The sequence below is a fragment of the Citrobacter sp. W9 genome (assembly GCF_026719375.1).
GTDB classification, from domain to species: Bacteria; Pseudomonadota; Gammaproteobacteria; order Enterobacterales; family Enterobacteriaceae; genus Citrobacter; species Citrobacter werkmanii.
In genome coordinates, this window is sequence record NZ_JAPPTE010000001.1 from 321,598 (window position 1) to 346,615 (window position 25,018).

21 protein-coding genes and 1 other annotated feature are annotated in these 25,018 nt (G+C 54.6%); of the genes, 11 read left to right on the forward strand and 10 right to left on the reverse strand.

The genetic code is table 11. The features are described 5' to 3' along the window. Positions 1-38: 38 nt before the first annotated feature. The 8 genes from OOJ59_RS01495 (at position 39) to hemH (ending at position 8,205) form a co-directional block, all read left to right on the forward strand. Positions 39-416, forward strand: coding sequence for a DUF454 family protein (locus tag OOJ59_RS01495; RefSeq protein ID WP_038638360.1), 378 nt, complete (start codon positions 39-41; stop codon positions 414-416). A 194-nt stretch (positions 417-610) separates the two neighbouring features. Then, positions 611-1,162, forward strand: a complete 552-nt coding sequence (gene apt / locus OOJ59_RS01500) for an adenine phosphoribosyltransferase (protein WP_006685676.1) — start codon at positions 611-613, stop codon at positions 1,160-1,162. A gap of 117 nt (positions 1,163-1,279) precedes the next feature. Beyond that, entirely contained in the window at positions 1,280-3,208 is a 1,929-nt protein-coding gene (gene dnaX, locus OOJ59_RS01505; protein WP_085047621.1) for a DNA polymerase III subunit gamma/tau, read from the forward strand. Continuing rightward, positions 2,541-2,605, forward strand: a sequence feature (DnaX frameshifting element). Its footprint overlaps the gene before it by 65 nt. A 57-nt stretch (positions 3,209-3,265) precedes the next feature. Continuing rightward, complete coding sequence (locus tag OOJ59_RS01510) at positions 3,266-3,595, forward strand: YbaB/EbfC family nucleoid-associated protein (protein ID WP_003021764.1); 330 nt, start codon at positions 3,266-3,268, stop codon at positions 3,593-3,595. Further along, a complete protein-coding gene (gene recR / locus OOJ59_RS01515; RefSeq protein ID WP_003021767.1) occupies positions 3,595-4,200 on the forward strand; it encodes a recombination mediator RecR in 606 nt (201 codons plus the stop codon). The genes OOJ59_RS01510 and recR overlap by 1 nt, the downstream gene beginning before the upstream one ends. 110 nt (positions 4,201-4,310) lie before the next feature. After that, positions 4,311-6,185 (forward strand): molecular chaperone HtpG, encoded by a 1,875-nt coding sequence (gene htpG, locus OOJ59_RS01520; protein ID WP_110498625.1) that lies wholly within the window; start codon positions 4,311-4,313, stop codon positions 6,183-6,185. Between the two features lie 231 nt (positions 6,186-6,416). After that, on the forward strand, positions 6,417-7,061 hold the full coding sequence (gene adk / locus OOJ59_RS01525) for an adenylate kinase (protein WP_003021773.1): 645 nt from the start codon (positions 6,417-6,419) through the stop codon (positions 7,059-7,061). Between the two features lie 181 nt (positions 7,062-7,242). Continuing rightward, positions 7,243-8,205: a ferrochelatase gene (gene hemH / locus OOJ59_RS01530; protein ID WP_038638369.1), complete on the forward strand. Its 963-nt coding sequence runs from the start codon at positions 7,243-7,245 to the stop codon at positions 8,203-8,205. Here hemH and aes read toward each other — a convergent pair. Next, positions 8,202-9,161 carry an acetyl esterase gene (gene aes / locus OOJ59_RS01535; protein ID WP_085047618.1) on the reverse strand — a complete coding sequence of 320 codons (960 nt, stop codon included), beginning with the start codon at positions 9,159-9,161 and terminating at the stop codon, positions 8,202-8,204. The two genes, hemH and aes, sit on opposite strands and share 4 nt — an antisense overlap. Before the next feature lie 151 nt (positions 9,162-9,312). Between aes and gsk the strand changes: the two genes are divergently transcribed. Beyond that, positions 9,313-10,617, forward strand: a complete 1,305-nt coding sequence (gene gsk / locus OOJ59_RS01540) for an inosine/guanosine kinase (RefSeq protein WP_038638375.1) — start codon at positions 9,313-9,315, stop codon at positions 10,615-10,617. A gap of 89 nt (positions 10,618-10,706) precedes the next feature. On the opposite strand, the gene ybaL is transcribed toward gsk, so the two are convergent. Together ybaL and fsr are read right to left on the reverse strand one after the other, a co-directional pair. Further along, on the reverse strand, positions 10,707-12,386 hold the full coding sequence (ybaL, locus tag OOJ59_RS01545) for a YbaL family putative K(+) efflux transporter (RefSeq protein ID WP_042310032.1): 1,680 nt from the start codon (positions 12,384-12,386) through the stop codon (positions 10,707-10,709). A gap of 225 nt (positions 12,387-12,611) precedes the next feature. Beyond that, complete coding sequence (fsr, locus tag OOJ59_RS01550; RefSeq protein WP_042310030.1) at positions 12,612-13,832, reverse strand: fosmidomycin MFS transporter; 1,221 nt, start codon at positions 13,830-13,832, stop codon at positions 12,612-12,614. 174 nt (positions 13,833-14,006) lie between these two features. Here fsr and ushA point away from each other — a divergent pair, with 174 nt between their 5' ends. Further along, a complete protein-coding gene (ushA, locus tag OOJ59_RS01555) occupies positions 14,007-15,659 on the forward strand; it encodes a bifunctional UDP-sugar hydrolase/5'-nucleotidase UshA (RefSeq protein ID WP_160955632.1) in 1,653 nt (550 codons plus the stop codon). A 240-nt stretch (positions 15,660-15,899) separates the two neighbouring features. On the opposite strand, the gene ybaK is transcribed toward ushA, so the two are convergent. From ybaK to copA, 3 genes are all read right to left on the reverse strand, one after another. Then, positions 15,900-16,379 (reverse strand): Cys-tRNA(Pro)/Cys-tRNA(Cys) deacylase YbaK, encoded by a 480-nt coding sequence (gene ybaK, locus OOJ59_RS01560; protein WP_160955631.1) that lies wholly within the window; start codon positions 16,377-16,379, stop codon positions 15,900-15,902. A 202-nt stretch (positions 16,380-16,581) separates the two neighbouring features. Continuing rightward, the gene (locus OOJ59_RS01565; RefSeq protein WP_085047617.1) at positions 16,582-17,376 is read right to left on the reverse strand and encodes a TraB/GumN family protein; all 795 of its coding nucleotides are present in this window, start codon (positions 17,374-17,376) and stop codon (positions 16,582-16,584) included. 100 nt (positions 17,377-17,476) lie between these two features. Continuing rightward, positions 17,477-19,978: a copper-exporting P-type ATPase CopA gene (copA, locus tag OOJ59_RS01570; RefSeq protein WP_069323977.1), complete on the reverse strand. Its 2,502-nt coding sequence runs from the start codon at positions 19,976-19,978 to the stop codon at positions 17,477-17,479. Between the two features lie 109 nt (positions 19,979-20,087). Between copA and cueR the strand changes: the two genes are divergently transcribed. Then, the gene (gene cueR / locus OOJ59_RS01575; protein ID WP_069323978.1) at positions 20,088-20,498 is read left to right on the forward strand and encodes a Cu(I)-responsive transcriptional regulator; all 411 of its coding nucleotides are present in this window, start codon (positions 20,088-20,090) and stop codon (positions 20,496-20,498) included. Here the strand turns inward: cueR and OOJ59_RS01580 are convergent. From OOJ59_RS01580 to OOJ59_RS01595, 4 genes are read right to left on the reverse strand one after another with little or no spacing between them, the layout of a single operon-like run. Next, entirely contained in the window at positions 20,495-21,211 is a 717-nt protein-coding gene (locus tag OOJ59_RS01580; RefSeq protein WP_160955630.1) for a DUF3142 domain-containing protein, read from the reverse strand. The genes cueR and OOJ59_RS01580 overlap by 4 nt on opposite strands. Next, the gene (locus tag OOJ59_RS01585) at positions 21,181-23,325 is read right to left on the reverse strand and encodes a hypothetical protein (protein ID WP_160955629.1); all 2,145 of its coding nucleotides are present in this window, start codon (positions 23,323-23,325) and stop codon (positions 21,181-21,183) included. The genes OOJ59_RS01580 and OOJ59_RS01585 overlap by 31 nt, the downstream gene beginning before the upstream one ends. 20 nt (positions 23,326-23,345) lie before the next feature. Next, positions 23,346-23,804 carry an NfeD family protein gene (locus OOJ59_RS01590; RefSeq protein WP_160955628.1) on the reverse strand — a complete coding sequence of 153 codons (459 nt, stop codon included), beginning with the start codon at positions 23,802-23,804 and terminating at the stop codon, positions 23,346-23,348. Further along, complete coding sequence (locus tag OOJ59_RS01595) at positions 23,801-24,718, reverse strand: SPFH domain-containing protein (protein ID WP_003831073.1); 918 nt, start codon at positions 24,716-24,718, stop codon at positions 23,801-23,803. The genes OOJ59_RS01590 and OOJ59_RS01595 overlap by 4 nt, the downstream gene beginning before the upstream one ends. Between the last annotated feature and the right edge of the window lie 300 nt (positions 24,719-25,018).

Genomic DNA, 25,018 nt, shown 5'->3' on the forward strand with positions numbered 1-25,018 from the left:
TGCTAAAGTAGCGATTCTCTGTGTTAAGTACTCATATTATGCAACGCATTATTCTAATCATCATTGGCTGGCTAGCGGTAGTATTAGGAACGCTGGGCGTGGTATTGCCGCTATTGCCCACGACGCCATTTATCCTGTTGGCTGCCTGGTGTTTTGCCCGCTCATCGCCGCGTTTTCACGATTGGCTGCTGTATCGTTCGTGGTTCGGCGGGTATCTGCGCCATTGGCAAAAACACCGCGCGATGCCGCCGGGCGCAAAGCCGCGCGCTATTTTGCTGATATTGATTACGTTTGGTATTTCACTGTGGCTGGTCAATATGATGTGGGTACGCGGCCTGCTGCTGGTTATTCTCGCCTGTTTACTGATTTTTATGTGGCGGATCCCGGTGATTGATGAAAAACAACAAAAGCAATAAAGCGCAATAATCGCTGTTGCAATTGTCGCTCACAGCCAGTAAATTCGACCGTTTTCGAGCACAGGCGCAGGTGGTCAAAGGTTAAGCAAATGTAACCCTGGCCCTTAATATAGACACAAAATCATTCAAGACACGTCGAGGATGAAGTGTATAGTGCGCCGTGAAGTAATACCGAATTAATCAGGCACAAACTTATGACCGCGACTGCACAGCAGCTTGAGTTTCTCAAAAATAGCATCAAAAGCATCCACGACTACCCGAAACCGGGCATTCTTTTTCGCGATGTCACCAGCTTACTGGAAGACCCGAAAGCCTACGCCCTCAGCATTGAATTGCTGGTTGAACGCTACAAAAATGCGGGTATCACTAAAGTGGTTGGCACCGAAGCGCGTGGCTTCCTGTTTGGCGCGCCGGTAGCATTGGGTCTGGGCGTCGGCTTTGTTCCGGTACGTAAACCCCGCAAGCTTCCGCGTGAAGTGATTGCCGAGAGCTATGAGCTGGAATACGGCACCGATCAGCTGGAAATCCACGTTGATGCCATCAAACCGGGCGATAAGGTACTGGTTGTGGACGACCTGCTGGCAACCGGCGGCACGATTGAAGCCACCGTGAAACTGATCCGCCGTCTGGGTGGCGAAGTGACCGATGCTGCTTTTATCATTAACCTGTTTGACCTGGGCGGCGAACAGCGCCTGGAAAAACAGGGGCTGACCTGTTATAGCCTGGTTCCGTTCCCGGGCCACTAAGTCGGCTATCTCATCTCGGCTGAAGAGATACCGAGACACACAACCTCGCCGTCGCTGCGAGGTTGTGTTAGCATTATCCTCCTGTGAATCCACCCTCCAGCCTTTCAGAGCCTGCCAATGAGTTATCAGGTCTTAGCCCGAAAATGGCGCCCACAAACCTTTGCTGACGTCGTCGGCCAGGAACATGTGCTGACGGCACTGGCGAACGGCTTGTCGTTAGGGCGTATTCATCATGCATATCTGTTTTCCGGCACCCGTGGCGTCGGGAAAACCTCTATCGCCCGTTTGCTGGCGAAGGGACTAAACTGTGAAACCGGTATTACCGCCACGCCGTGCGGCGTGTGCGATAACTGCCGTGAAATCGAGCAGGGGCGTTTTGTCGATCTGATTGAAATCGACGCCGCCTCACGCACCAAAGTCGAAGACACCCGCGACCTGCTGGATAACGTCCAGTACGCGCCTGCGCGCGGTCGCTTTAAGGTCTATTTGATCGACGAAGTGCACATGTTATCGCGCCACAGCTTTAACGCCTTGCTGAAAACGCTCGAAGAGCCGCCTGCACACGTTAAATTCCTGCTGGCGACCACCGATCCGCAGAAGTTACCGGTGACTATCCTGTCGCGCTGTCTGCAATTCCATCTTAAAGCGCTGGATGTTGAACAGATTCGCCATCAGCTTGAGCATATCCTCAAACAAGAGCATATCGCCCATGAGCCACGCGCGTTGCAACTGCTGGCTCGCGCCGCGGACGGCAGCCTGCGCGATGCGCTGAGTCTTACCGATCAAGCGATCGCCAGCGGCGATGGTCAGGTGTCGACCGACGCGGTGAGCACCATGCTCGGCACATTGGACGATGACCAGGCGCTCTCGCTTGTTGAAGCGGTTGTCGCGGCTGACGGCGAACGCGTTATGACGTTGGTGAACGACGCCGCCGCGCGGGGTATTGAATGGGAAGCGCTGCTGGTTGAGATGTCGGCTTTGCTGCATCGCATTGCTATGGTACAGCTTTCGCCCGCCGCGCTCGGCAGCGATATGGCCGCCATTGAACAGCGTATGCGCGAACTGGCGCGAATCGTTCCGCCAACTGACATACAGCTTTACTACCAAACCCTGTTAATCGGGCGCAAAGAACTGCCGTATGCGCCGGACAGGCGAATGGGCGTCGAAATGACGCTACTGCGTGCGCTGGCTTTTCATCCGCGCATGCCACTGCCGGAGCCTGAAGTCCCGCGCCAGTCGTTTGCCCCCGTCGCGCCGACTGCGGTGATGACCCCGACGCAAGTACCTCAGCAGCCTGCGCCAGCGCAACAGCAACAGAATGTGCCGCTCTCCGAGGCCACCAGCCAGGTGCTGGCGGCGCGCAGCCAACTGCAACGCGCTCAGGGAGCAACCAAACCAAAAAAGAGTGAACCGGCAGCCGCTTCCCGCGCGCGGCCGGTGAATAATGCTGCGCTGGAAAGACTGGCCTCGGTGTCGGAGCGTGTTCAGGCGCGTCCGGCCGTCTCTGCGCTGGAAAAAGCGCCGGCGAAGAAGGAAGCGTATCGCTGGAAAACGACCAATCCCGTAGCCGAAGTTAAAGAAGCCATTGCCACGCCGAAAGCGTTGAAAAAAGCGCTTGAGCATGAAAAAACGCCGGAACTGGCGGCAAAGCTGGCGGCAGAAGCCATTGAGCGCGACCCCTGGGCTGCTCAGGTGAGCCAGCTTTCGCTGCCAAAACTGGTGGAGCAGGTGGCGCTTAATGCCTGGAAAGAAGAGAATGGCAACGTGGTTTGCCTGCACCTGCGTTCCTCGCAACGGCATCTTAATTCCAGCGGCGCGCAGCAAAAACTGGCCGAAGCATTGAGTACCTTAACGGGGTCAACGGTTGAATTGACCATCGTTGAAGATGATAATCCTGCGGTGCGCACGCCGCTGGAGTGGCGTCAGGCCATTTATGAAGAGAAACTCGCGCAGGCGCGAGAGTCGATTATTGCGGATAATAACATTCAGACGCTGCGTCGTTTTTTCGATGCAGACCTGGACGAAGAGAGTATTCGCCCCATTTGATCGTCAGCCTGATGGTTGGACGGTCGTCATCCCTTAACGTGATTGAGAGAGAAGCCTATGTTTGGTAAAGGCGGTCTGGGTAACCTGATGAAACAGGCCCAGCAGATGCAGGAAAAAATGCAGCAGATGCAGGAAGAAGTCGCCAAGCTGGAAGTCACCGGCGAATCTGGCGCGGGTCTGGTAAAAGTGACCATCAACGGCGCGCACAACTGCCGTCGTGTGGAGATCGATCCAAGCCTGCTGGAAGACGACAAAGAGATGCTGGAAGACCTGGTCGCTGCGGCATTCAACGACGCGGCGCGTCGCATTGAAGAGACGCAGAAAGAGAAGATGGCTTCTGTTTCTTCCGGAATGCAGCTGCCGCCTGGCTTTAAGATGCCGTTCTGATGCAAACCAGCCCGCTGTTAACTCAGCTTATGGAAGCACTGCGCTGTCTGCCGGGCGTTGGCCCGAAGTCTGCGCAGCGCATGGCGTTCACGCTACTTCAGCGCGATCGCAGCGGCGGGATGCGTCTGGCGCAGGCGTTAACGAAGGCGATGTCGGAAATCGGCCACTGTGCCGATTGCCGCACCTTCACAGAGCAGGATGTCTGTAATATCTGTTCGAACCCGCGTCGCCAGGAAAACGGTCAGATCTGTGTGGTGGAGAGTCCGGCGGACATCTATGCCATTGAGCAAACCGGCCAATTTTCTGGACGTTACTTCGTGCTGATGGGGCACCTGTCACCGCTGGACGGTATTGGCCCTGATGATATCGGGCTGGATCGCCTTGAACAGCGACTGGCGTCTGAGCAAATCAACGAACTGATCCTCGCGACCAATCCCACGGTCGAAGGAGAGGCGACCGCTAACTATATTGCTGAGCTTTGCATGCAGTATGGCGTTGAAGCCAGCCGTATCGCCCATGGCGTACCGGTTGGCGGCGAGCTGGAAATGGTCGACGGCACCACGCTGTCGCACTCTCTGGCCGGGCGTCACAAGATTAAATTCTGAACAAACGGAGGCCGCGACGGCGGCTTCCGCTTGAAATCCTTCGCGCTTGTCCCCATTTCACCCTCAACGTGTTTTTACCATTGAAAATGGCATTGTTGAGGTAGATCTACATGAAAGGACAAGAAACTCGTGGTTTTCAGTCAGAAGTAAAACAGCTTCTGCACCTGATGATCCATTCTCTGTATTCCAATAAAGAAATCTTCCTGCGTGAGCTCATCTCTAACGCCTCGGATGCGGCAGACAAGCTGCGTTTCCGCGCACTGTCTAACCCGGACCTGTACGAGGGGGACGGTGAACTGCGTGTGCGTGTTTCCTTCGATAAAGATAAGCGTACGTTGACCATTGCTGATAACGGCGTGGGGATGAACCGTGATGACGTCATCGATCATCTGGGGACCATTGCGAAATCCGGCACCAAATCTTTCCTCGAATCCATGGGCTCCGATCAGGCGAAAGACAGCCAGTTGATCGGTCAGTTCGGGGTTGGCTTCTACTCGGCGTTTATCGTGGCCGATAAAGTGACCGTACGTACCCGCGCGGCGGGCGACAAACCTGAGAACGGCGTGTTCTGGGAATCTGCGGGCGAAGGTGAATACACCGTTGCCGACATCACCAAAGACGATCGCGGCACCGAAATCACTTTGCATCTGCGCGAAGGCGAAGACGAGTTCCTTGATGACTGGCGCGTACGTTCCATCATCAGCAAATATTCCGACCATATCGCGCTGCCGGTAGAGATCGAAAAATCCGAAGAGAAAGACGGCGAGACCGTGGTTTCCTGGGAAAAGATCAACAAGGCGCAGGCGCTGTGGACGCGTAACAAGTCGGAAATCAAAGACGACGAGTACAACGAATTCTACAAGCATATTGCCCACGACTTCACTGACCCGCTGACCTGGAGCCACAACCGTGTGGAAGGTAAGCAGGAGTACACCAGCCTGCTGTACATTCCGTCGCAGGCGCCGTGGGATATGTGGAACCGCGATCACAAGCATGGTCTGAAACTGTACGTTCAGCGTGTGTTCATCATGGACGACGCCGAGCAGTTTATGCCGAACTACCTGCGCTTTGTGCGCGGCCTGATAGATTCCAACGATCTACCGCTGAACGTTTCCCGTGAGATCCTGCAGGACAGCACCGTCACCCGTAACCTGCGCAGCGCGCTGACCAAACGCGTGTTGCAGATGCTGGAAAAACTGGCGAAAGATGATGCCGAAAAATACCAGACCTTCTGGAAACAGTTCGGCCTGGTGCTGAAAGAAGGTCCGGCGGAAGACCACGCTAATCAGGAAACTATCGCTAAGCTGATGCGCTTCGCGTCTACGCACACAGACTCCTCCGCACAGACCGTGTCGCTGGAAGACTATATCTCCCGCATGAAAGAAGGGCAGGAGAAAATCTACTACATCACTGCAGACAGCTATGCGGCGGCGAAGAGCAGCCCGCACCTGGAACTGCTGCGTAAGAAAGGCATTGAAGTGCTGCTGCTTTCTGACCGCATCGATGAGTGGATGATGAACTACCTGACCGAGTTCGACGGCAAGCCGTTCCAGTCCGTTGCGAAAGCCGACGAGTCCATCGATAAGCTGGCGGATGAAGTGGACGAGAGCGCGAAAGAAGCGGAAAAAGCGCTGACGCCGTTCGTTGAACGCGTGAAAACGCTGCTGGGCGATCGCGTCAAAGACGTGCGTCTGACCCACCGTCTGACCGACACGCCGGCCATCGTCACCACCGATGCGGACGAAATGAGCACCCAGATGGCGAAACTGTTCGCTGCTGCGGGTCAGGCCGTACCGGACGTGAAATATATCTTTGAACTTAACCCGGACCACGTGCTGGTAAAACGCACGGCGGATACCCAGGACGAAACGCAGTTTAAAGAGTGGGTTGAACTGCTGCTGGATCAGGCTCTGTTCGCCGAACGCGGCACGCTGGAAGATCCGAACCAGTTCATCCGCCGTATGAACCAGTTGCTGGTATCCTGATAGCCATCATCTAATGCCGGATGGCGCCAACGCGTATCCGGCCTACCATATCTTTTACTCGTAGGCCGGATAAGGTGTGTACACCGCCATCCGGCAATTTCACTCCTTATTTTCAATTTTCCCTCCATTAACCGTTTCAGCGTCGGGCGTCTTCCTTGAGCCAATTGCGTGATGGTGGTATCGTTTAGCGCTTTTTAAAAAATATCGACAACCTTTAAGGGGATTTTCGTAATGCGTATCATTCTGCTTGGCGCTCCGGGCGCGGGTAAAGGAACTCAGGCTCAGTTCATCATGGAGAAGTATGGTATTCCGCAAATCTCCACCGGTGATATGCTGCGTGCCGCCGTGAAATCTGGCTCCGAGCTGGGCAAGCAAGCGAAAGACATCATGGACGCCGGTAAGCTGGTGACTGATGAGCTGGTGATCGCGCTGGTAAAAGAGCGTATTGCTCAGGAAGACTGCCGTAATGGTTTCCTGCTCGATGGCTTCCCGCGTACTATTCCGCAGGCTGACGCCATGAAAGAAGCAGGTATCAACGTGGACTACGTTCTGGAGTTCGACGTACCTGACGAGCTGATCGTTGACCGTATCGTGGGTCGTCGCGTACACGCTGCTTCTGGCCGCGTTTACCACATCAAATTCAACCCGCCTAAGGTTGAAGGTAAAGACGATGTAACCGGCGAAGAGCTGACCACCCGTAAAGACGATCAGGAAGAGACCGTACGTAAGCGCCTGGTGGAATACCATCAGATGACCGCGCCGCTGATCGGCTACTACTCTAAAGAAGCGCAGGCGGGTAACACCAAATACGCGAAAGTTGATGGCACTCAGGCTGTTGCTGATGTGCGCGCAGCGCTGGAAAAAATCCTCGGTTAAGTTTTAGCGCAGTCAATGCCGGATGGCGGTGTAAACACCTTATCCGGCCTATGATTTTTTTGTAGGCCAGATAAGCGCAGCGCCATCAGGCAAATTCATGTCTTACCTCTCGCAGCAATTAGTTCTTCTTCATCACTTTTCCGCTACAATTATCAACAATTTGAATCGATAAGAGGCGGTAATGCGTCAGACGAAAACCGGTATCCTGCTGGCAAACCTCGGCACCCCCGATGCCCCCACTCCTGAAGCTGTTAAACGCTACCTGCGCCAGTTTTTAAGCGATCAACGTGTAGTTGATACTTCCCGCCTGCTGTGGTGGCCGTTGCTGCGTGGGGTGATCCTGCCGCTGCGTGCGCCACGCGTGGCAAAGCTATACCAGTCAATCTGGATGGAAGAGGGTTCGCCGCTGATGGTCTACAGCAAGGCACAACAGCAGGCGCTGGCACAACGCCTGCCCAATACGCCTGTTGCGCTGGGCATGAGCTATGGTTCGCCTTCGCTTGAAAGCGCAGTCGACGAACTGCTGGCAAGTGGCGTTGAACACATTGTCGTGTTACCCCTGTATCCGCAATATTCCTGTTCGACGGTGGCGGCGGTGTGGGATGAACTCGCGCGCATCCTGGCGCGTAAACGCGGTATTCCCGGCGTCTCCTTTATTCGTGATTACGCCGATGACAGCGCTTATATTGACGCGCTGGCAAAAAGTGCCCGTGACTCCTTCGCCAAACACGGCGAACCCGATTTACTGCTGCTCTCCTACCATGGGATTCCACAACGTTACGCCGACGAAGGCGATGACTACCCGCAGCGCTGTCGCGATACGACCCGTGAGCTGGTCTCTGCGCTTGGCCTGCCGCCGGAAAAAGTGATGATGACCTTCCAGTCGCGTTTTGGTCGCGAACCGTGGCTGACGCCGTATACCGACGAAACGTTAAAAATGCTGGCGGAGAAAGGGACCCGACATATCCAGGTTATGTGTCCGGGCTTTGCGGCAGATTGCCTTGAAACGCTGGAAGAGATCGCGGTGCAAAACCGGGAGATTTTCCTCGAGGCTGGCGGCCAGCAATATGAGTATATTCCGGCGCTGAACGCCACACCGGAACATATCGAAATGATGGTTAAACTGACCGCAGCCTATCGTTAAAGTTGTGCTTTGAAGTAACGCGCGCCCTCCCGCAAGGCATCGTCGGCGGTTTTCATCATCCGCGAGTAGTGCAGGAAGGCGTGCAGCGTGCCGGGGTACATTTTGTACTGGCAGGGCTGCTGATGTGCCTGTAGCGTCTGAAATAATAAGCGGCTGTCGTCAATCAACGGATCGAACTCCGCGCCGGCGATAAAACACGGTGGCACGTCGCGCGTCAGGTCGTTATTGAATAAGCAATAATACGGTGACTCGCGATCGTCGGCGCTACGCAGGTACGCGTTTTCGTACATCTGCAGATCCTCCCGCGATAAACCATCCCACGCTCCGCCCATCAGCCGTCGGCTGGGCGAATCCTGCAGGCCGTAAAGTCCATACCACAGCAATATGCCAGCGACTTTGCCGCAGGCAATCTGTTTGTCCCGCAGCCACAACGCGCTGGCAAGCGCCAGCATCGCGCCAGCGGAATCACCGGCAAAACCAATATGATCCACATTCAGAGAATAGTCGCCCGCGTGTTGGTGATAATACTGACAGACGGCGACAATCTCCTCGATGGCTTGTGGGAAACGAGCCTCCGGCGAGAGCGAATAGTCGATGCCAATTAACGTGCACTGCGTGTAAAGCGCCAGTAAGCGCATAATGCGATCGTGAGTATCCAGATTACCAAGAATGAAACCGCCGCCGTGCAGATAATACAGCGTGGCCTGGCTATGGGGTTGCGGAGAATAAATTCGCGTGGCAACGGGGCCGCGCGCGGTAGAAATGACGCATTCTCGGGTATTCATCTGCGGGGCATCGGCATTCCACAATTGCCGTTCGTGGATATAGTGTTGGCGCTGGGCCACGATGTCATCGGCGGCGGGCCAGGGCGGCAGATCGTCGCGATGAAAATTCACCACGGTTTTCATTTCGTCTGAAATTCCGTCGAGTACGGGGATCTTATTTTCCGGCTTCATAAACGCTCCTTGTGAAGGTGATTTATTGTAGAAATTCCCCCCGTATAAACTGCGATCCCATCGTCCGATATTGAAACTCAGCGCCGCATCGCATGCGTACAGGGGAATGTGCTACCATGCACCGCTCAGCTAATCACCCGTAAAATCGACCATGAAATTTCCCGGTAAACGTAAATCCAAACACTATTTTCCTGTCAGCGCGCGCGATCCGTTGCTGCAACAGATTCAGCCTGAAAATGAAACCAGCGCAGCCTGGGTGGTGGGTATCGACCAGACGCTGGTAGATATTGAAGCCAAAGTTAATGATGACTTTGTAAAGCGTTATGGATTAAGCGCCGGGCACTCTCTGGTGATTACAGACGATGTCGCCGAAGCGCTCTACCAGGAACTGGTACGTGACAATTTGATCACTCATCAGTTTGCCGGTGGAACTATCGGTAACACGATGCACAACTACTCCGTGCTGGCAGATGACCGCTCGGTGCTGTTGGGCGTGATGTGCAGCAATATCGAGATTGGTAGCTACGCGTACCGTTATTTATGTAATACCTCCAGCCGTACCGATCTGAACTATCTGCAGGGCGTTAATGGACCGATTGGTCGCTGCTTTACGCTGATTGGCGAATCCGGTGAGCGCACGTTCGCTATCAGCCCCGGACATATGAATAAGCTGCGGGCGGATAGCATCCCTGAGGCGGTTATTGCCGGGGCCTCCGCGCTGGTGCTGACCTCCTATCTGGTGCGTTGCGAACCGGGCGAGCCGATGCCGGAAGCGACCATGAAGGCGATTGAATATGCCAAAAAACACAATGTGCCGGTGGTCCTGACGCTGGGTACCAAATTTGTTATTGCCGATAACCCACAGTGGTGGCAGGCATTCCTGAAAGAGCATGTCTCCATTCTGGCGATGAATGAAGAAGAGGCCGAAGCGCTGACCGGCGAGAACGATCCGCTGCTGGCGTCCGACAAAGCGCTGGATTGGGTGGATCTGGTGCTGTGCACAGCGGGTCCGGCAGGTCTGTATATGGCGGGCTTTACGGAAGAAGAAGCCAAACGTAAAACCCAGCATCCGCTGCTGCCAGGGGCTATTGCCGAATTCAACCAGTATGAATTCAGCCGCGCCATGCGCCATAAAGATTGTACTAATCCGCTGCGCGTGTATTCGCACATCGCACCGTATATGGGCGGGCCTGAAAAGATCATGAACACCAACGGCGCTGGCGACGGCGCGCTGGCGGCATTGCTGCATGATATTACCGCCAACAGCTACCACCGTAGCAACGTGCCTAACTCCAGCAAGCACAAGTTCACCTGGCTGACCTATTCGTCATTAGCCCAGGTGTGTAAATATGCTAATCGCGTAAGTTATCAGGTGCTGAATCAACATTCACCACGCCTGACGCGCGGTTTGCCAGAGCGTGAAGACAGTCTCGAAGAGTCGTACTGGGACCGCTGAGTTCTTGCCCGATAGCGCTGCGCTTATCGGGCTTACTCTGGTGTGGGAATACGTAGGCCGGATGGTGTAGCGCCATCCGGCACGTAATATTAACTGGCAGTAGCAACGTCGCCGGCAGGTGGCGTTTCAATCAGCTCCAGCATAGTGCGGGCGATTTCACGCTCGCCCATGACGACCTGATTGGCCCCGCGGTCGGTAATATATTCCACTTCATCGTCATAATGCGCGCGGGCGATAATCTCAATCGACGGGCACTTTTCGCGAGCGGAAGCGACGATTTCACCGGCTTCATAGCCGTTTGGAATTGTCAGCAGCAGCCAGCGCGCGCAATCCAGATGCGCCAGATTCATAATCTCTTCGTTGGCGGCATTTCCCAGCACCGCGCGGATCCCGCGCTCACGCAGTTCATCCACCCGCGTACGTGAGGTTTCGATAACCACCAGCGGAATCCCGGCAGCCATCAATTTTTCGCCCAGCAGACTCCCGACGCGGCCAAAGCCTACCAGCAGGGCGTGATTGCAGATATCCACCGGAATTTGTTTCTCTTCTTCGATGGCTTCTTCCAGCGTCTGCTCTTCCAGCGTTTCGGTTTTCGCGAGATATTTTTCTAACACCGCGAACAGTACCGGATTGAGCATAATCGACAGAATAGCTCCCGCCAGCACCAGGTTTTGCCCTGCCTGCGGTAACAGGTTTAGCGCCATTCCCAGACCCGCCAGGATGAAGGCAAACTCACCAATCTGCGCCAGGCTGGTGGCAATGGTGAGCGCTGTACGTTGGGAGTGGCCAAACAGGCGCACGAGGAAATAGGCGGCAACGGATTTACCAAAGACGATAATCGCCAGCGTGCCCAGTACCGCCAGCGGCTGCTGGATCAAGATTAACGGATCAAACAGCATCCCAACGGATACAAAGAACAATACGGCGAACGCATCGCGCAACGGCAGGGTGTCATGCGCCGCACGGTGGCTCAGTTCGGATTCGTTCAGCACCATGCCAGCGAAGAACGCGCCCAGAGCAAAGGAGACATCGAACAATTCCACTGCGCCAAACGCGATGCCTAACGCCAGGGCAAGGACTGACAGAGTAAACAGCTCTCGTGAACCGGTGGCGGCGCTACGCGCCATGATCCACGGTACCAGGCGACGGCCAACCAGCATCATAATGGCGATAAACGCCACCACTTTACCAATGGTAATGCCCATATCGACGGCCAGCGATGCAAAGCCGACATCTTCTTTTTCCAGCATTCCGGCGACGGCGGGCAGAAGAACCAGCGTCAGCACCATCATCAGATCTTCAACAATCAGCCAGCCTATAGCAATTTGCCCGCGCTGGCTGTCAATAAGCTGCCGTTCCTCAAGCGCACGCAGTAGCACTACGGTACTGGCGGTTGAAAGACACAGTCCAAAGACGATACCCACCATTAGCGACCAGCCCATCACCGCTGAAAGCGCCATACCCAGTAGCGTCGCCACAGCTATCTGGGCAATCGCGCCGGGAATGGCGATGGACTTTACCGCCATCAAATCCTTCAAGGAAAAGTGTAGCCCCACGCCGAACATCAGCAGAATTACGCCAAGCTCCGCCAGTTCAGGCGCGAGTTTGGTATCAGCAACAAAACCAGGTGTAAATGGACCGGCCAGAACGCCCGCTAACAGATATCCCACCAGAGGAGAAATACGTAGTTTATTGGCAATCATGCCTAATATAAAAGCGAGCACAAGGCCGCCGACAATGGTGGTGATAAGCGGGGTGGCGTGATGCATTCCGTCTCCTTTGGTTGCTGTGTTGATCCTGAAAACCTAAATTCCGAGTAATAGTTTATGACAATTTTAATGTTTATGTTTATGAATAATTATTGAATTTTGATGAAAACGGGATTTTAGACGTAAAAAAGCACGGATCGGAAAACTACAGGAGTATGCGGGGAGTAAAGGCTGATGGTCTCTGTAAGTGAAGACGGCCAAAGTTTACTTTTGGCCGTCAGAAAATCAGGCTTTATGTCGGTTATCAGGTAAGAATATGGTCAGTATCCCCAGAAGAGGCAGGAAAGCACATATTTTATAGACCAAATCAATACTGGTATGGTCAGCAATCAGCCCTAAAACCGCGGCTCCCAAGCCGCCCATGCCAAAGGCAAACCCGAAAAATAGCCCAGAAACCATGCCGATACGACCCGGAAGCAGCTCCTGCGCGTAGACCAGAATGGCAGAAAAGGCAGATGCGAGGATAAAACCAATGATCACGGTTAAAATCCCGGTCCATTCCAGCGTTGCATAGGGTAAAACGAGGGTAAATGGCGCTACGCCGAGGATAGAGCCCCAAATAACATATTTTCTGCCAATCTTATCACCTAACGGTCCACCAATTACGGTCCCGGCCGCAACGGCAAACAGGAAGGCAAACAGATGAAACTGGGCGTTTTGTACCGATAATCCGAATTTTTGCATCAGATAAAAGGTGTAATAGCTGCTGATGCTCGCCATATAGAAGTATTTGGAGAAAATCAGCACCAGCAGAATGCTAACCGCCAGTACCACTTTATTACGCGGTAATGGATTAACAATAGTGACTTTCGGTTTTCCTTTGCTCATCCGATGCTGCGCGGCATACCAACGGCTGATTTGCGCCAGAACCACAATCGCTAATAACGCGGCCAACACAAACCAGGCTACATTACCTTTACCATATGGCGCGATGATGACAGCCGCCAGCAAGGGTCCGAGAGAGCTACCGAAGTTGCCGCCAACCTGGAAAATTGACTGGGCGAGGCCATGACGACCGCCGGAAGCCATGCGCGCCACGCGGGATGACTCCGGGTGAAACACCGATGAACCCGTACCGACCAGCGCCGCGGCGAGTAATACCATATGGAAACTGCCTGCCATGGCCAGCAATACGAGCCCGCTTAGCGTGAAGCACATACCAATAGGCAGCGACCACGGCATTGGATATTTGTCCGTCCAGTAGCCGACAACCGGTTGAAGCAGCGAGGAGGCGAGCTGGAAGGTTAGCGTAATCATCCCGATCTGCATAAACGTCAGCGAGAACTCTGACTGCAAGAGCGGGTAAATCGCCAGGATCAGCGACTGGATCATATCGTTTAGCAGATGAGAGAGACTGATCGCCCCTAAAATGCCAAATGAGGTGCGTGCTTTAGCAACCGACGCTGACGCGCCAGCCACTGGCGGGGTTGGTTCACTTATTGCCATAGAAAGTCACTTCTGTTTGGGTTGCGATTATGAGGGTAATCTATTTTGTTATTATTACCTGCCTAACATACCTGCGGAAGGTGTTTGAAGGAAGTCTCATTTCTGAAAACATTTTCGACTATTATTTCATATCATTGTAATTTCAGTCGTTGATTTTGGCTCAGGGAGAGAAATATGAAGTTTTTAAAGCGGGGCGTGGCGCTGGCGTTATTCGCCGCATTTGCGCTGGCAGGTCAGCCTGCGCAGGCGTACGAAAAAGATAAAACCTACAAAATTACCATTCTGCATACCAACGATCATCACGGCCACTTCTGGCGCAGTGAATATGGGGAATACGGGCTGGCGGCGCAAAAAACGCTGGTGGACGGTATTCGTAAAGAGGTGGCGGAAGAAGGGGGAAGCCTGCTGCTGCTTTCCGGCGGCGATATTAACACCGGCGTACCGGAATCCGATCTTCAGGATGCGGAACCTGATTTTCGCGGCATGAACCTGATTGGCTATGACGCGATGGCGGTTGGCAATCACGAATTTGATAACCCGCTAACCGTGCTGCGCCAGCAGGAAAAATGGTCCAAATTCCCGTTTCTCTCGGCCAATATCTATCAGAAAAGCACCGGCGAGCGGTTGTTTAAGCCGTGGGCCATCTTTAAGCGTCAGGATTTAAAAATTGCCGTACTCGGTTTAACCACTGACGATACGGCGAAAATTGGTAACCCGGAGTTTTTCACCGATATCGAATTCCGTAAACCTGCCGATGAAGCCAAACTGGTCATCCAGGAACTCAATATGGGTGAAAAGCCAGACATCATTATTGCGACCACCCATATGGGGCATTATGACAACGGCAATCACGGCTCGAACGCCCCTGGGGACGTAGAGATGGCGCGTAGCCTGCCGGCGGGTTCGCTGGCAATGATTGTGGGTGGTCACTCACAGGATCCGGTGTGTATGGCCTCGGAAAACAAGAAGCAGGTTGATTACGTACCGGGCACGCCGTGTGCGCCAGATAAGCAAAATGGCATCTGGATTGTCCAAGCGCATGAGTGGGGGAAATACGTGGGCCGGGCGGATTTTGAGTTTCGTAACGGCGAAATGAAAATGGTGAACTACCAGCTCATCCCCGTCAACCTGAAGAAAAAAGTGACCTGGGATAACGGTAAAAGTGAGCGCGTACTCTACACCCCGGAAATTGCTGAGAATCAGCAAATGCTCTCGCTGCTAACGCCATTCCAGAATAAAGGTAAAGCGCAACTGGACGTGAAGATTGGTAGCGTCAATGCGCGCCTCGAAGGTGATCGTAGCAAAGTTCGTTTCGTACAGACCAATATGGGGCACCTGCTGTTGGCTGCGCAAATGGCGCGGACCAGCGCTGACTTTGGCGTGATGAGCGGTGGCGGTATTCGTGATTCCATTGAAGGCGGCGATATTACCTATAAGAGCGTGCTGAAGGTGCAGCCGTTCGGCAATATTGTGGTGTATGCCGACATGAGCGGGAAAGAGGTGATTGACTACCTGACCGCCGTGGCGCAAATGAAGCCGGACTCCGGGGCTTATCCGCAGTTTGCCAACGTCAGCTTCGTGGCGAAAGACGGTAAACTTAACGATCTGAAAATCAAAGGCGAACCGGTTGAGCTGGCTAAAACTTATCGCATGGCAACGCTGAGCTTCAACGCCACCGGCGGCGATGGCTATCCGCGAATTGATAACAAGCCAGGCTATGTGAATACCGGGTTTATCGATGCGGAAGTGCTGAAAGAGTACGTGCAGAAAAACTCACCGCTGGATGCCAGTACGTATGAGCCGAAGGGCGAGGTGAGCTGGCAGTAACAGGGCTATTTTGTTCGCCATTTTGAACGCGGGCAGTGCTCGGACAAAACTCACAGAGTTTTGAACGCCCATCAGGGCGGCCCGGAGGGGGAGCGTAGCGAATAATCCTCACGTACTACATGTACGCTCCGGTTCCTGCGCGCTGGTCGCGTCCAAACTGCCTTCACCAATAACGCCCTGTAGAGTATTCGTATGTCGGCCTGATTTGCGTAGCGTCATCGGGCACCATGCTAAAACCGCTTAATCCCGGCGGGCGATGTCGGCTAACTTCGCATCCAGAATTTTCGCCAGATCGCCGGCAGCGAGTTCGATATCCAGCCCGCGTTTGCCACCGGAGACATAAATGGTGTCAAACGTTTGGGCTGGGGCGTCGATGAGTGTCGGCAATCTTTTTTTCTGTCCCAGCGGGCTGATACCGCCTACCAGATACCCCGTTGTTCGCTGCGCAACCATTGGATCGGCCATATCGACCTTTTTGGCCCCTAACGCTTTGGCGACTTTTTTAAGATCCAATTGACCCGCCACCGGCGTGACGGCAACGGCCAGATGCTTCATATCGCCATTTACGGCAACCAGCAGCGTTTTGTAAACCTGGTCTGCATTCAGACCTAACTTGCGTACTACTTCGTCACCAAAGTTTGTTTCGGACGGATCGTGATCGTAGGTGTGGATCTGGAAAGAAATTTTGTTTTTTTCGAGTAATTTAACGGCGGGTGTCATAGCAATTTTTCCTGGCCCAGACAAAATACGAGACAAGCATACGCCTGATGGCGGTCTAAAAAATAGTACCATCTTGCGCAATAGTATTGGCAGGATGATGACTTTGAGCGACAATCGACCTACACCGATGCTTTAAGCACCGGGATCATAATAATGATGAAATTCCTCTTTGACGGGCCAATAGAAATATTGGCCATTTTTTTTACCGTAACATCTCCGGCAAATTACCTTCTCCGTACAGATGCAGTGCGCCTACGGCCACCACATAATGGCCGGCTGGCATCGCCCTGAGTCGATCGCGCCAGGCGACATTGCGCTGATGCATCAATACGTCATATAACGACTGGCTGAAAGTATTAGGAAGCGTCAATTCGCTATCGCGCGGCGGCGTTTTAAGCCACCAGCCCATCATTTGTTGCAACAACCTGGCGTTGGTATGCCAGTGCGTCAGGGTATCATCCAGAAGAGCCTGGCCATTATCGGGTAACTGGCATAGCAGCTCGATTTGACTGGATGAACCTTCCAGCTCGATCACCGGTTTGTGAGCCTGTTTTGCCGCTTTCAGCAGTTGGTAATCAATCCCGTATTCCGCCCGCAACCCCAGCTGTTGTGCCTGCGTCGCCTGTAATACCATGGCTATTTGCCACAGAGGTTGCGTCGATAATAGGGAAGGGGAAATGCCCAATTCATTGGTGACTTTACGCAGATTATCTAATTGCTCTTCACTGATGCGTTCTTCCAGGGCGGCAAAGGTCGGAAGATCAGCAAATGGCGCGTCATCGCCGGAAACATCGGCTTCGACAATCAGCGCATCAGCACGATTGAGCTTTTTGAGTAATTTGGCAGGCAGAGGCGCCATATCACGGCTACCCATGTGAATACTGCCAATCAGATGAAAATGGCGGTTACCGGGTAAAGAGATGTCAATGGCGGGCCAGGTATAGTGGTTGCCGTGCAGTGCAGACCATAATTTTTTTACCCGGTATAACAAATCCATACGACCTCCCTAAGTGGACTTCCATGCTAGCGCGTGGTCCGGGAAGGTGCAACGCGTGAATTGCCGGATAGCGCGGTTGATAGCGCCATCCGGCAAAGGCTTACTCTTTCGGTTTGAAGCGTAGCAGACGGTTAGCGTTGCTTACCACGGTAATGGAGGAGAGTGCCATCGCTGCGCCGGCAACCACCGGGTTGAGCAGCGTTCCGGTGAACGGCCACAGGATCCCGGCAGCAACGGGGATACCGATGCTATTATAGATAAATGCGCCGAGCAGGTTCTGCTTCATGTTGCGCAGCGTTGCCCGTGAGATAGACAGCGCATCCGCAACGCCCATCAGGCTATGACGCATCAGCGTAATCGCGGCGGTTTCAATCGCCACATCGCTGCCGCCACCCATGGCAATTCCTACATCGGCCTGCGCCAGCGCAGGCGCATCGTTGATACCGTCACCAACCATGGCAACCTGACGTCCCTGGCTTTGCAGACGCTTAATCGCCTCGGCTTTGCCGTCCGGCAGAACGCCCGCAATCACCTCATCAATACCTGCCTCTTTGGCAATGGCGTTGGCGGTCGTTGGGTTATCACCGGTGAGCATGACCAGACGATACCCGGCACGATGCAGACGCTGCAGGGCCGCCACGCTGTCGCTACGCAGTGGATCGCGCACCGCTAACAGCGCCGCCGCTTTACCGTCAATCGCCAGCAGTACCGGCGTTGTCCCTTGGGAGGCTTGAGCGGTAATCTCAGCTTCCATTTCAGTGGTATCTACCTGCTGTTCATTGAGCAGCGCCTGGTTTCCCAGCAGCAGCATGTGACCTTCCGTTTCGCCACTGACGCCCAAACCGCGTAGCGTACGGAACCCGTTGACCTGCGGCAACGTGACATCACCGGCTTTGTCCAGAATCGCCCTGGCCAGCGGGTGACTGGAACCCTGTTCAAGGGCCGCAGCCAGGCGAATCGCCAGCGCTTCATCGGTATTGCCAAACGTTTTGATGGCGACAACCTGTGGCTTACCTTCAGTCAGCGTCCCGGTTTTATCAAACACAATGGTATCGAGCGTACTGGCGCGCTGCAGCGCATCGGCATCGCGTACCAGTACCCCAAACTCAGCGGCGCGCCCAACACCGGAAATAATCGACATTGGCGTCGCCAGGCCCAGTGCACAAGGGCAGGCAATAATCAGAACGGTGGTGGCAATCACCAGCGTATAGACAATTTGTGGCGCCGGTCCGAAGAAATACCAGATAGCTGCGCTAACCAGCGCAATAACGACCACCACAGGAACGAATACCGAGGAGATGCGGTCAGCCAGTTTGCCAATCTCCGGTTTACTGCTTTGCGCCTGGCGCACCATGCGAATAATGCGCGACAGCGTGGTATGGCTGCCTACGGCGCTGGCGCGGAATAGCACGCTGCCGTCCTGTACGACCGTACCGGCGTGGACGCTATCGCCTTCGCCTTTTTGTTGCGGGATCGGCTCCCCGGTCAGCATGGCTTCATCCAGCCAGGCTTCGCCCTGAGTGATTTCGCCATCGACCGGAACCCGGTCGCCGGTGGTCAGGCGCAGCAACATTCCCGCCTGAACGTCAGCCAGCGGCACACTCTTTTCACCTTCATCGGTGACGACGCGTGCGGTTGGCGGTGTCAGATCGAGCAGTTTTTCCAGCGCTTTGGAGGAGCGTTGGCGAGCCCGCGCTTCCAGCATATGTCCGAGGTTAATCAGACCGATAATCATCGCACTGGCTTCATAATAAAGGTGTCGCGCTTCCATCGGAAACCACTGCGGCCAGAGGTTGACGCTCATGGAATAGAGCCATGCCACCCCCGTACCCAGCGCCACCAGCGTATCCATGGTCGCGGTGCCATTCATCAGGCTTTTCCACGCATTGCGGTAAAAGTGACCGCCGGCGAAAACCATCACGGCAAGCGTTGCCAGACCAATCGCCAGCCACAGGCTGCGGTTGTCGTCACTCACCATCATGTTATCACCAATCATTCCCCACACCATGACCGGAATACCCAACAGCAGCGCGACGGCTGCCTGCCAGCGAAAACGTTTCATGGTCGCAACGGCGGTTTCCTGCTGGCGCTCGCGGCGCTTCGCGTCATCTTCTATAGCTTCAGCGCCGTAGCCCGCTTTTTCCACCGCCTGCACTAAATCTGCGGCGGACGCACTGCCCATTACCAGCGCAGTACGTTCCGCCAGGTTTACCCGTGCCTGGGTGACGCCGGGTACGCTTTGCAGAGCATTTTGTACGCGGGTCACACAACTGGCGCAGCTCATGCCGTTTAACAGCAACTGTTGGCTGTCATCATCAGCCGTAGCTGCCGGAAGCTCGGAAGGGACCGCTGCCAGTGCTTCCGACGGGATTGATGACTCCGTCAGCGGTTTAGCCTTTGGGTGGCTTAACTCCGCGCCGTAACCGGCTTGTTTGATGGTTTCAATCAGCGCTTGTGCACTGGCGCTCCCGGTGATGTGCGCTTCAGTCACAGTGACATCCGCTTGCTCAACGTCCGGGCGTTGCTCCAGACTCTCTTTAACGCGTTTTACGCAGTGACCGCAGGACAGGCCGTCCAGGGTTAGATCGATTGTTTGAGACATAACTAATTTCCTCTATGAATGGTCGGTTACTTATTGACCTTGGCAATCGTTTTGACTAACTGTTATAAAGGTTAAACCTTCCATCAAGGGGAAGGTCAAGGGAGAAGAGATGAATATATCCGATGTTGCTAAAAAAACCGGTTTAACCAGCAAAGCGATACGCTTTTATGAAGAAAAAGGGTTAGTGACGCCGCCGCTGCGTAGCGAAAATGGCTATCGTACATACAACCAACAGCATCTGAATGAACTGACGCTGCTGCGTCAGGCGCGGCAGGTTGGTTTTAACCTGGAAGAGTGCGGTGAGCTGGTAAACCTGTTTAACGATCCGGCGCGTCACAGCGCGGACGTAAAAAAACGCACATTAGAAAAAGTCGCGGACATCGAGCGGCATATCAGCGAGCTACAGGCCATGCGCCTGCATTTACTGGCGCTGGCGGAGAGTTGCCCTGGCGATGACAGCGCCGAATGCCCGATCATGGATAATCTTTCTGGCTGCTGTCATCACAAAGCGAAGGTTTAACGGCGAGGGGGATTAAGCATAAACACCACCGTGCCGCGGTACCACGGGGATTTCTCCAGCTGCGCTTCAGCCTGCAGATCCCGGCTACCGTTTTGCACCAGTCCCAGCTTAAATGGAATGCGCAGGCGGCTGAGCGCAGGCAGATACGCCTGGTAATTCGGCACCGTGCGCCGTCCCTGATAGCTCTGCACTACCAGTTCATCAACCGCCAGCGCGTTTAATGTGGCGACGTCGCCCGTTTTGGCCCAATCCAGTAGTCCGGTCACGCCAAGCGCAAACTCGGCCGGTAGCTGTTGGCGTAGCTGCTGTAGAAAACGGGCGTAATCGGTTAGCTGGTGGGTCGCCGCGTCAAAATCAACCTGCAGGCCGATGACGTGGTTGCCAGCGTTCTGCCAGCGTTGCATCAGCCGTATGATACGGGCAGGAATCACCTCCGGCACGTCGAGCGTGGTAAAGCGGACCGTCAGCCAGATTGAGGGAAAAGTCAGTCGACTGACCGGCAGTCCCAGGCGCTGGAAAACCACGTTACCCGACCGAACCAGCACCTCGCCCTGATGCAGATAGACCGTTTGCGCGTTTTTCAGCTCGTCACTGGCTTTCACTCCGGACCACAGCCAGAAGGCCGGATGGTCACGCGCGGCGACGATATCCGCCGCCTGTGCCTGGCCCGCCAGTAGCGCGGTTACCAGTAATATTTGAGTTTTTGCGCCCACGGGCTTCCCGGATACTGCGTTTTCAGTTGGGTGAACCAGCCCTTACGCTGCTGTTTATCCACGTCTTCACCGCCACATTCGTTAGAGCCAGATGGCGCATAGCACATGATGGCGCGATACAGTGCGAAGCTCTTATCTTCGACTTCCGCGGTGGGTGAGGTGATTATCTGCTGATAGTAGCTTTGCCTGTCGAACTGGCCGAACGGTTGCTTACGAGAAATTGCGGCTTCAAGCACATCGTTGCCGGTGCTGTTTTTCCAGAGGTCGACATGCGTTTGCGTGGTACGGAAAAATTCACCTAAACAGTTCAGTGCGTGGGCATCATCCGCTTTTTTGCTCAGGACCGTTACCGTTGCATTGAGGCTGCGGCAGGTGTAACCGGCCTGAGCCGCATCGCCGTTCCAGTCAAAAGTGCTCAGGTTGACGTCGTTAAACGCCTCGTCAATGACCGGCGGCGTGATGTCGCTGACAAGCTTTTTATCGTTTAACCAGTCGCCAAAACGATTCTCGGTAAGATCCCGTACCAGCAGCGTATGCAGGGCGATGGTACGCTCTTCGTTATTGGGCCCATGGACGGCCTGCTGGCGCAGTTGTTCCAGTGTGGCCTGTGTTTTCAGCACCTGCGAGCGAAAGCGCAGGTTGGTCACGGCGCTTTCCGGGGCGAAGATTGCCGCTACGTCACCGCTATAAACCAGCGTGGCGGCGAGCTTAGCCTGTACATACTGCCGCTGTTCGTTGTCCTGGCTGAGAGTCAGCAACTGCTGCCAGAAATCACGCGCCGCGGCCCAATTCTTCTGGCCCATCAGCGCTTCGCCGTACAGCACCTGCTCGCTGAAGGCCAGCGTATCGCGCGGTGCCAGTTTTTGCGCTGGCGCGACCGCCTGGATAATCGCCGCATAGTTGCCCGTTGCCAGCCACAGATTCAGTTGCAGATCGCGCCACAGCGGCAGTTTTTGGCTCTGCTCAAACACCGGCTTGCTGGCGTCGAGTTGCGCCTGGGTCAGCGTGGGTTTGTTATCGCTATTCAGACGCAGCGCGCGTAACAGTTCGATGTAGCTGACTCGCGGCGCATCGGGGAAGGCTTCCAGCACGGATTGCTCGTAAAACGCCATGCCGTAGACATTATCGTATTCGATGACAATTTTACGCAGCTGCTGCGCGTCAGCCGCCTGCTGGAGCGTCTGCTCATACAACCCGGCCAGTTGCGGCCATGCCTGTAAATACCAGTTAATACGACGCAACATACCGCGGGTGGAGTCGGCGTAGAGTCCTTGCGGCCAGCGTTGCAGATAGGCTTGCGCCAGCGTCTGAGCCTGAGAGGCGTCCTCGCGGTTAATTTTAGCGATATCAAAATCGCCATATTCGCCCACGCTGTTCTGACTGCTCTTGTTCAGCGCCGTACGCATCAGCATGTATTGCGCGGTCTCCGCCAGCCACGGGCGATCGCTTTTAGCGAGCTGAGTGAAATCCCGTTCGGCGCTGGCATAATCACCCGCATAGAAACTGGCGGCTGCCGCGAGATAACTTTTGTAGTGTTGAGCTGGCGAATCCGCCGGGAGAGTGGCGAGAGATGACTCAATCTGTTCGCGGGTCGCGTCGGAGAACAGCCCCATACGCGCTTGCGCTAAGGCCTGGCGTTGCTCTGCTGTTAACGTGGCATCGGCCAGCAGTGTGGCAAAATACTGGCTGACGCTCTCGGTATTATTCGAAACATGACGGTTCTCATGCTCAGCGTCGTTGAGATTGGCTTCATCCGCATTAATGTTCAGCTCGGCCATCTGTCGGGAGAGGGGGCTATCTTCAGCGGATACCGGGGCAGAGGCTGGTTGTGGGGCTGTTTCATCCCACTGCGGATGATACGCAAAATAGAAATCGCGGGAGCGGGTGATATCTTCAGGCATCGACTGCACGGGCAGATCAAATGCTTTTTCCTGGCTCAGCAGCCGCAGCAGGTTGTCGCGGCTGTCGTTTTCCGGGTTAAAGGTCGGCGTTCCTTTCAGCAGGCAGCTGTCGTCGCTCCATTTGCAGTCTTCCATATCGAAGGAGGCGAATGCCTGAGGCGCGCCAGCCAGCAAAGAACAAAGGGCAACGGCGAGAGACGTCTTCCTGATCATAGTCTGAATTCCTGTCTATTTTAGTGTGGTACCGCTTTGATAATCAGGGTAATTCCCTCAACGGCAATGACTTCAACCTGCGTTCCCGCGCTCAAATCGTCGCGGGCGCTGACGGGCCACGAACTGTCGCCGACGCGCATATGTCCGCGACCATTGACCAGAGCGCTTTCCAGAATAAATCGACGGCCAATCAACTGCTGACCGCGCTGGTTAAGATGGCTGTTGGCTGGTTTCTGCTCTTTCACGCGTTTTGCCAGCCACTTCCACCACAGCCAGGCCGCCAGCAGCGTGAGTACAGCAAACATCGCTCCCTGCCACGCCCAGTCGAGCGGGACGAGCCAAACCACCAGTCCGGTTAGCACCGCTGCCACGCCGCTCCATAGCAAATAACCGTTGCCGCCCAGCATCTCGGCGGCGAGCAACAGACCGCCGAGGCTGAGCCAGAAGATGTGCGGATGTACCAGAATCATCGCTATCATGATTTTTTCCGCTCGCTAGCGCTGTCCTTAACCAGTTCCGCGATCCCGGCAATGGAACCCATCAGGCTGCTGGCATCCAGCGGCATCATCACCACTTTGCTGTTATTCGACGAACCGATATGCTGCAACGCTTCGGTGTATTTCTGCGCCACGAAGTAGTTCACGGCCTGGATATCCCCGGCGGCAATGGCTTCAGAAACCATCTGCGTTGCGCGGGCTTCTGCTTCCGCGGAACGTTCACGCGCTTCAGCCTGTAAAAACGCGGACTGACGTTCACCTTCCGCTATCAGGATTTTCGACTGCTTCTCACCCTCCGCCTTGACGATTTCCGCCTGGCGGATACCTTCTGCTTCCAGAATGTAGGCGCGCTTGGTACGTTCGGCTTTCATCTGCGCGTTCATGGCGTCAATCAGTTCCGCCGGTGGACGCACGTCACGAATCTCAATACGGGTGATTTTGATGCCCCAGGGATTGGTGGCCTCATCAACAATATGCAGCAGGCGCGTGTTGATGTTGTCACGCTGGGAGAGCATTTCATCAAGCTCCATCGAGCCGAGAACGGTACGAATGTTGGTCATGGTCAGGTTGATGATTGCCAGTTCGAGGTTACTGACTTCATATGCCGCTTTCGGCGCGTCGATCACCTGAATAAAGCACACAGCATCAATCGAGACGTTGGCGTTATCTTTGGAGATGACTTCCTGAGAGGGGATATCAAGCACCTGCTCCATCATGTTGATCTTACGACCAATACGATCCATGAACGGCACAACAAGGCTTAACCCAGGTTGCAGAGTTTTGGTGTAACGTCCGAAACGCTCCACCGTCCACTGGTATCCCTGTGGGACGATTTTGACGCCTGCGCCGACGATGACCAGCGCGACAAAAATAAGAATAGGAATAAAAATGAGCATTGATGAAACCTCCTGTTGTGCTGTCCTTTACTGCTTCATTAGTCAAATTATACCCGATTAATCAAGGTGGCTCCCCTATAATAAATTACAGGAATATACCCTTCATACTTCAAGCTGCATGTGCGTTAGCTACGTTATTCGGCCCATCCTTGGGCCTCGCCCCTGCGGGGCCGCTGTAAGCAGCGTTCAAATCTGCTCCCGGCAGATTTGTCGTTCACTCCAGTCACATAGTTAGCTATGCTCCTGGAGATTAATGAGGGACATCCATGTCCCTCACCGAAGGCCAGCCTTTGACTGTTC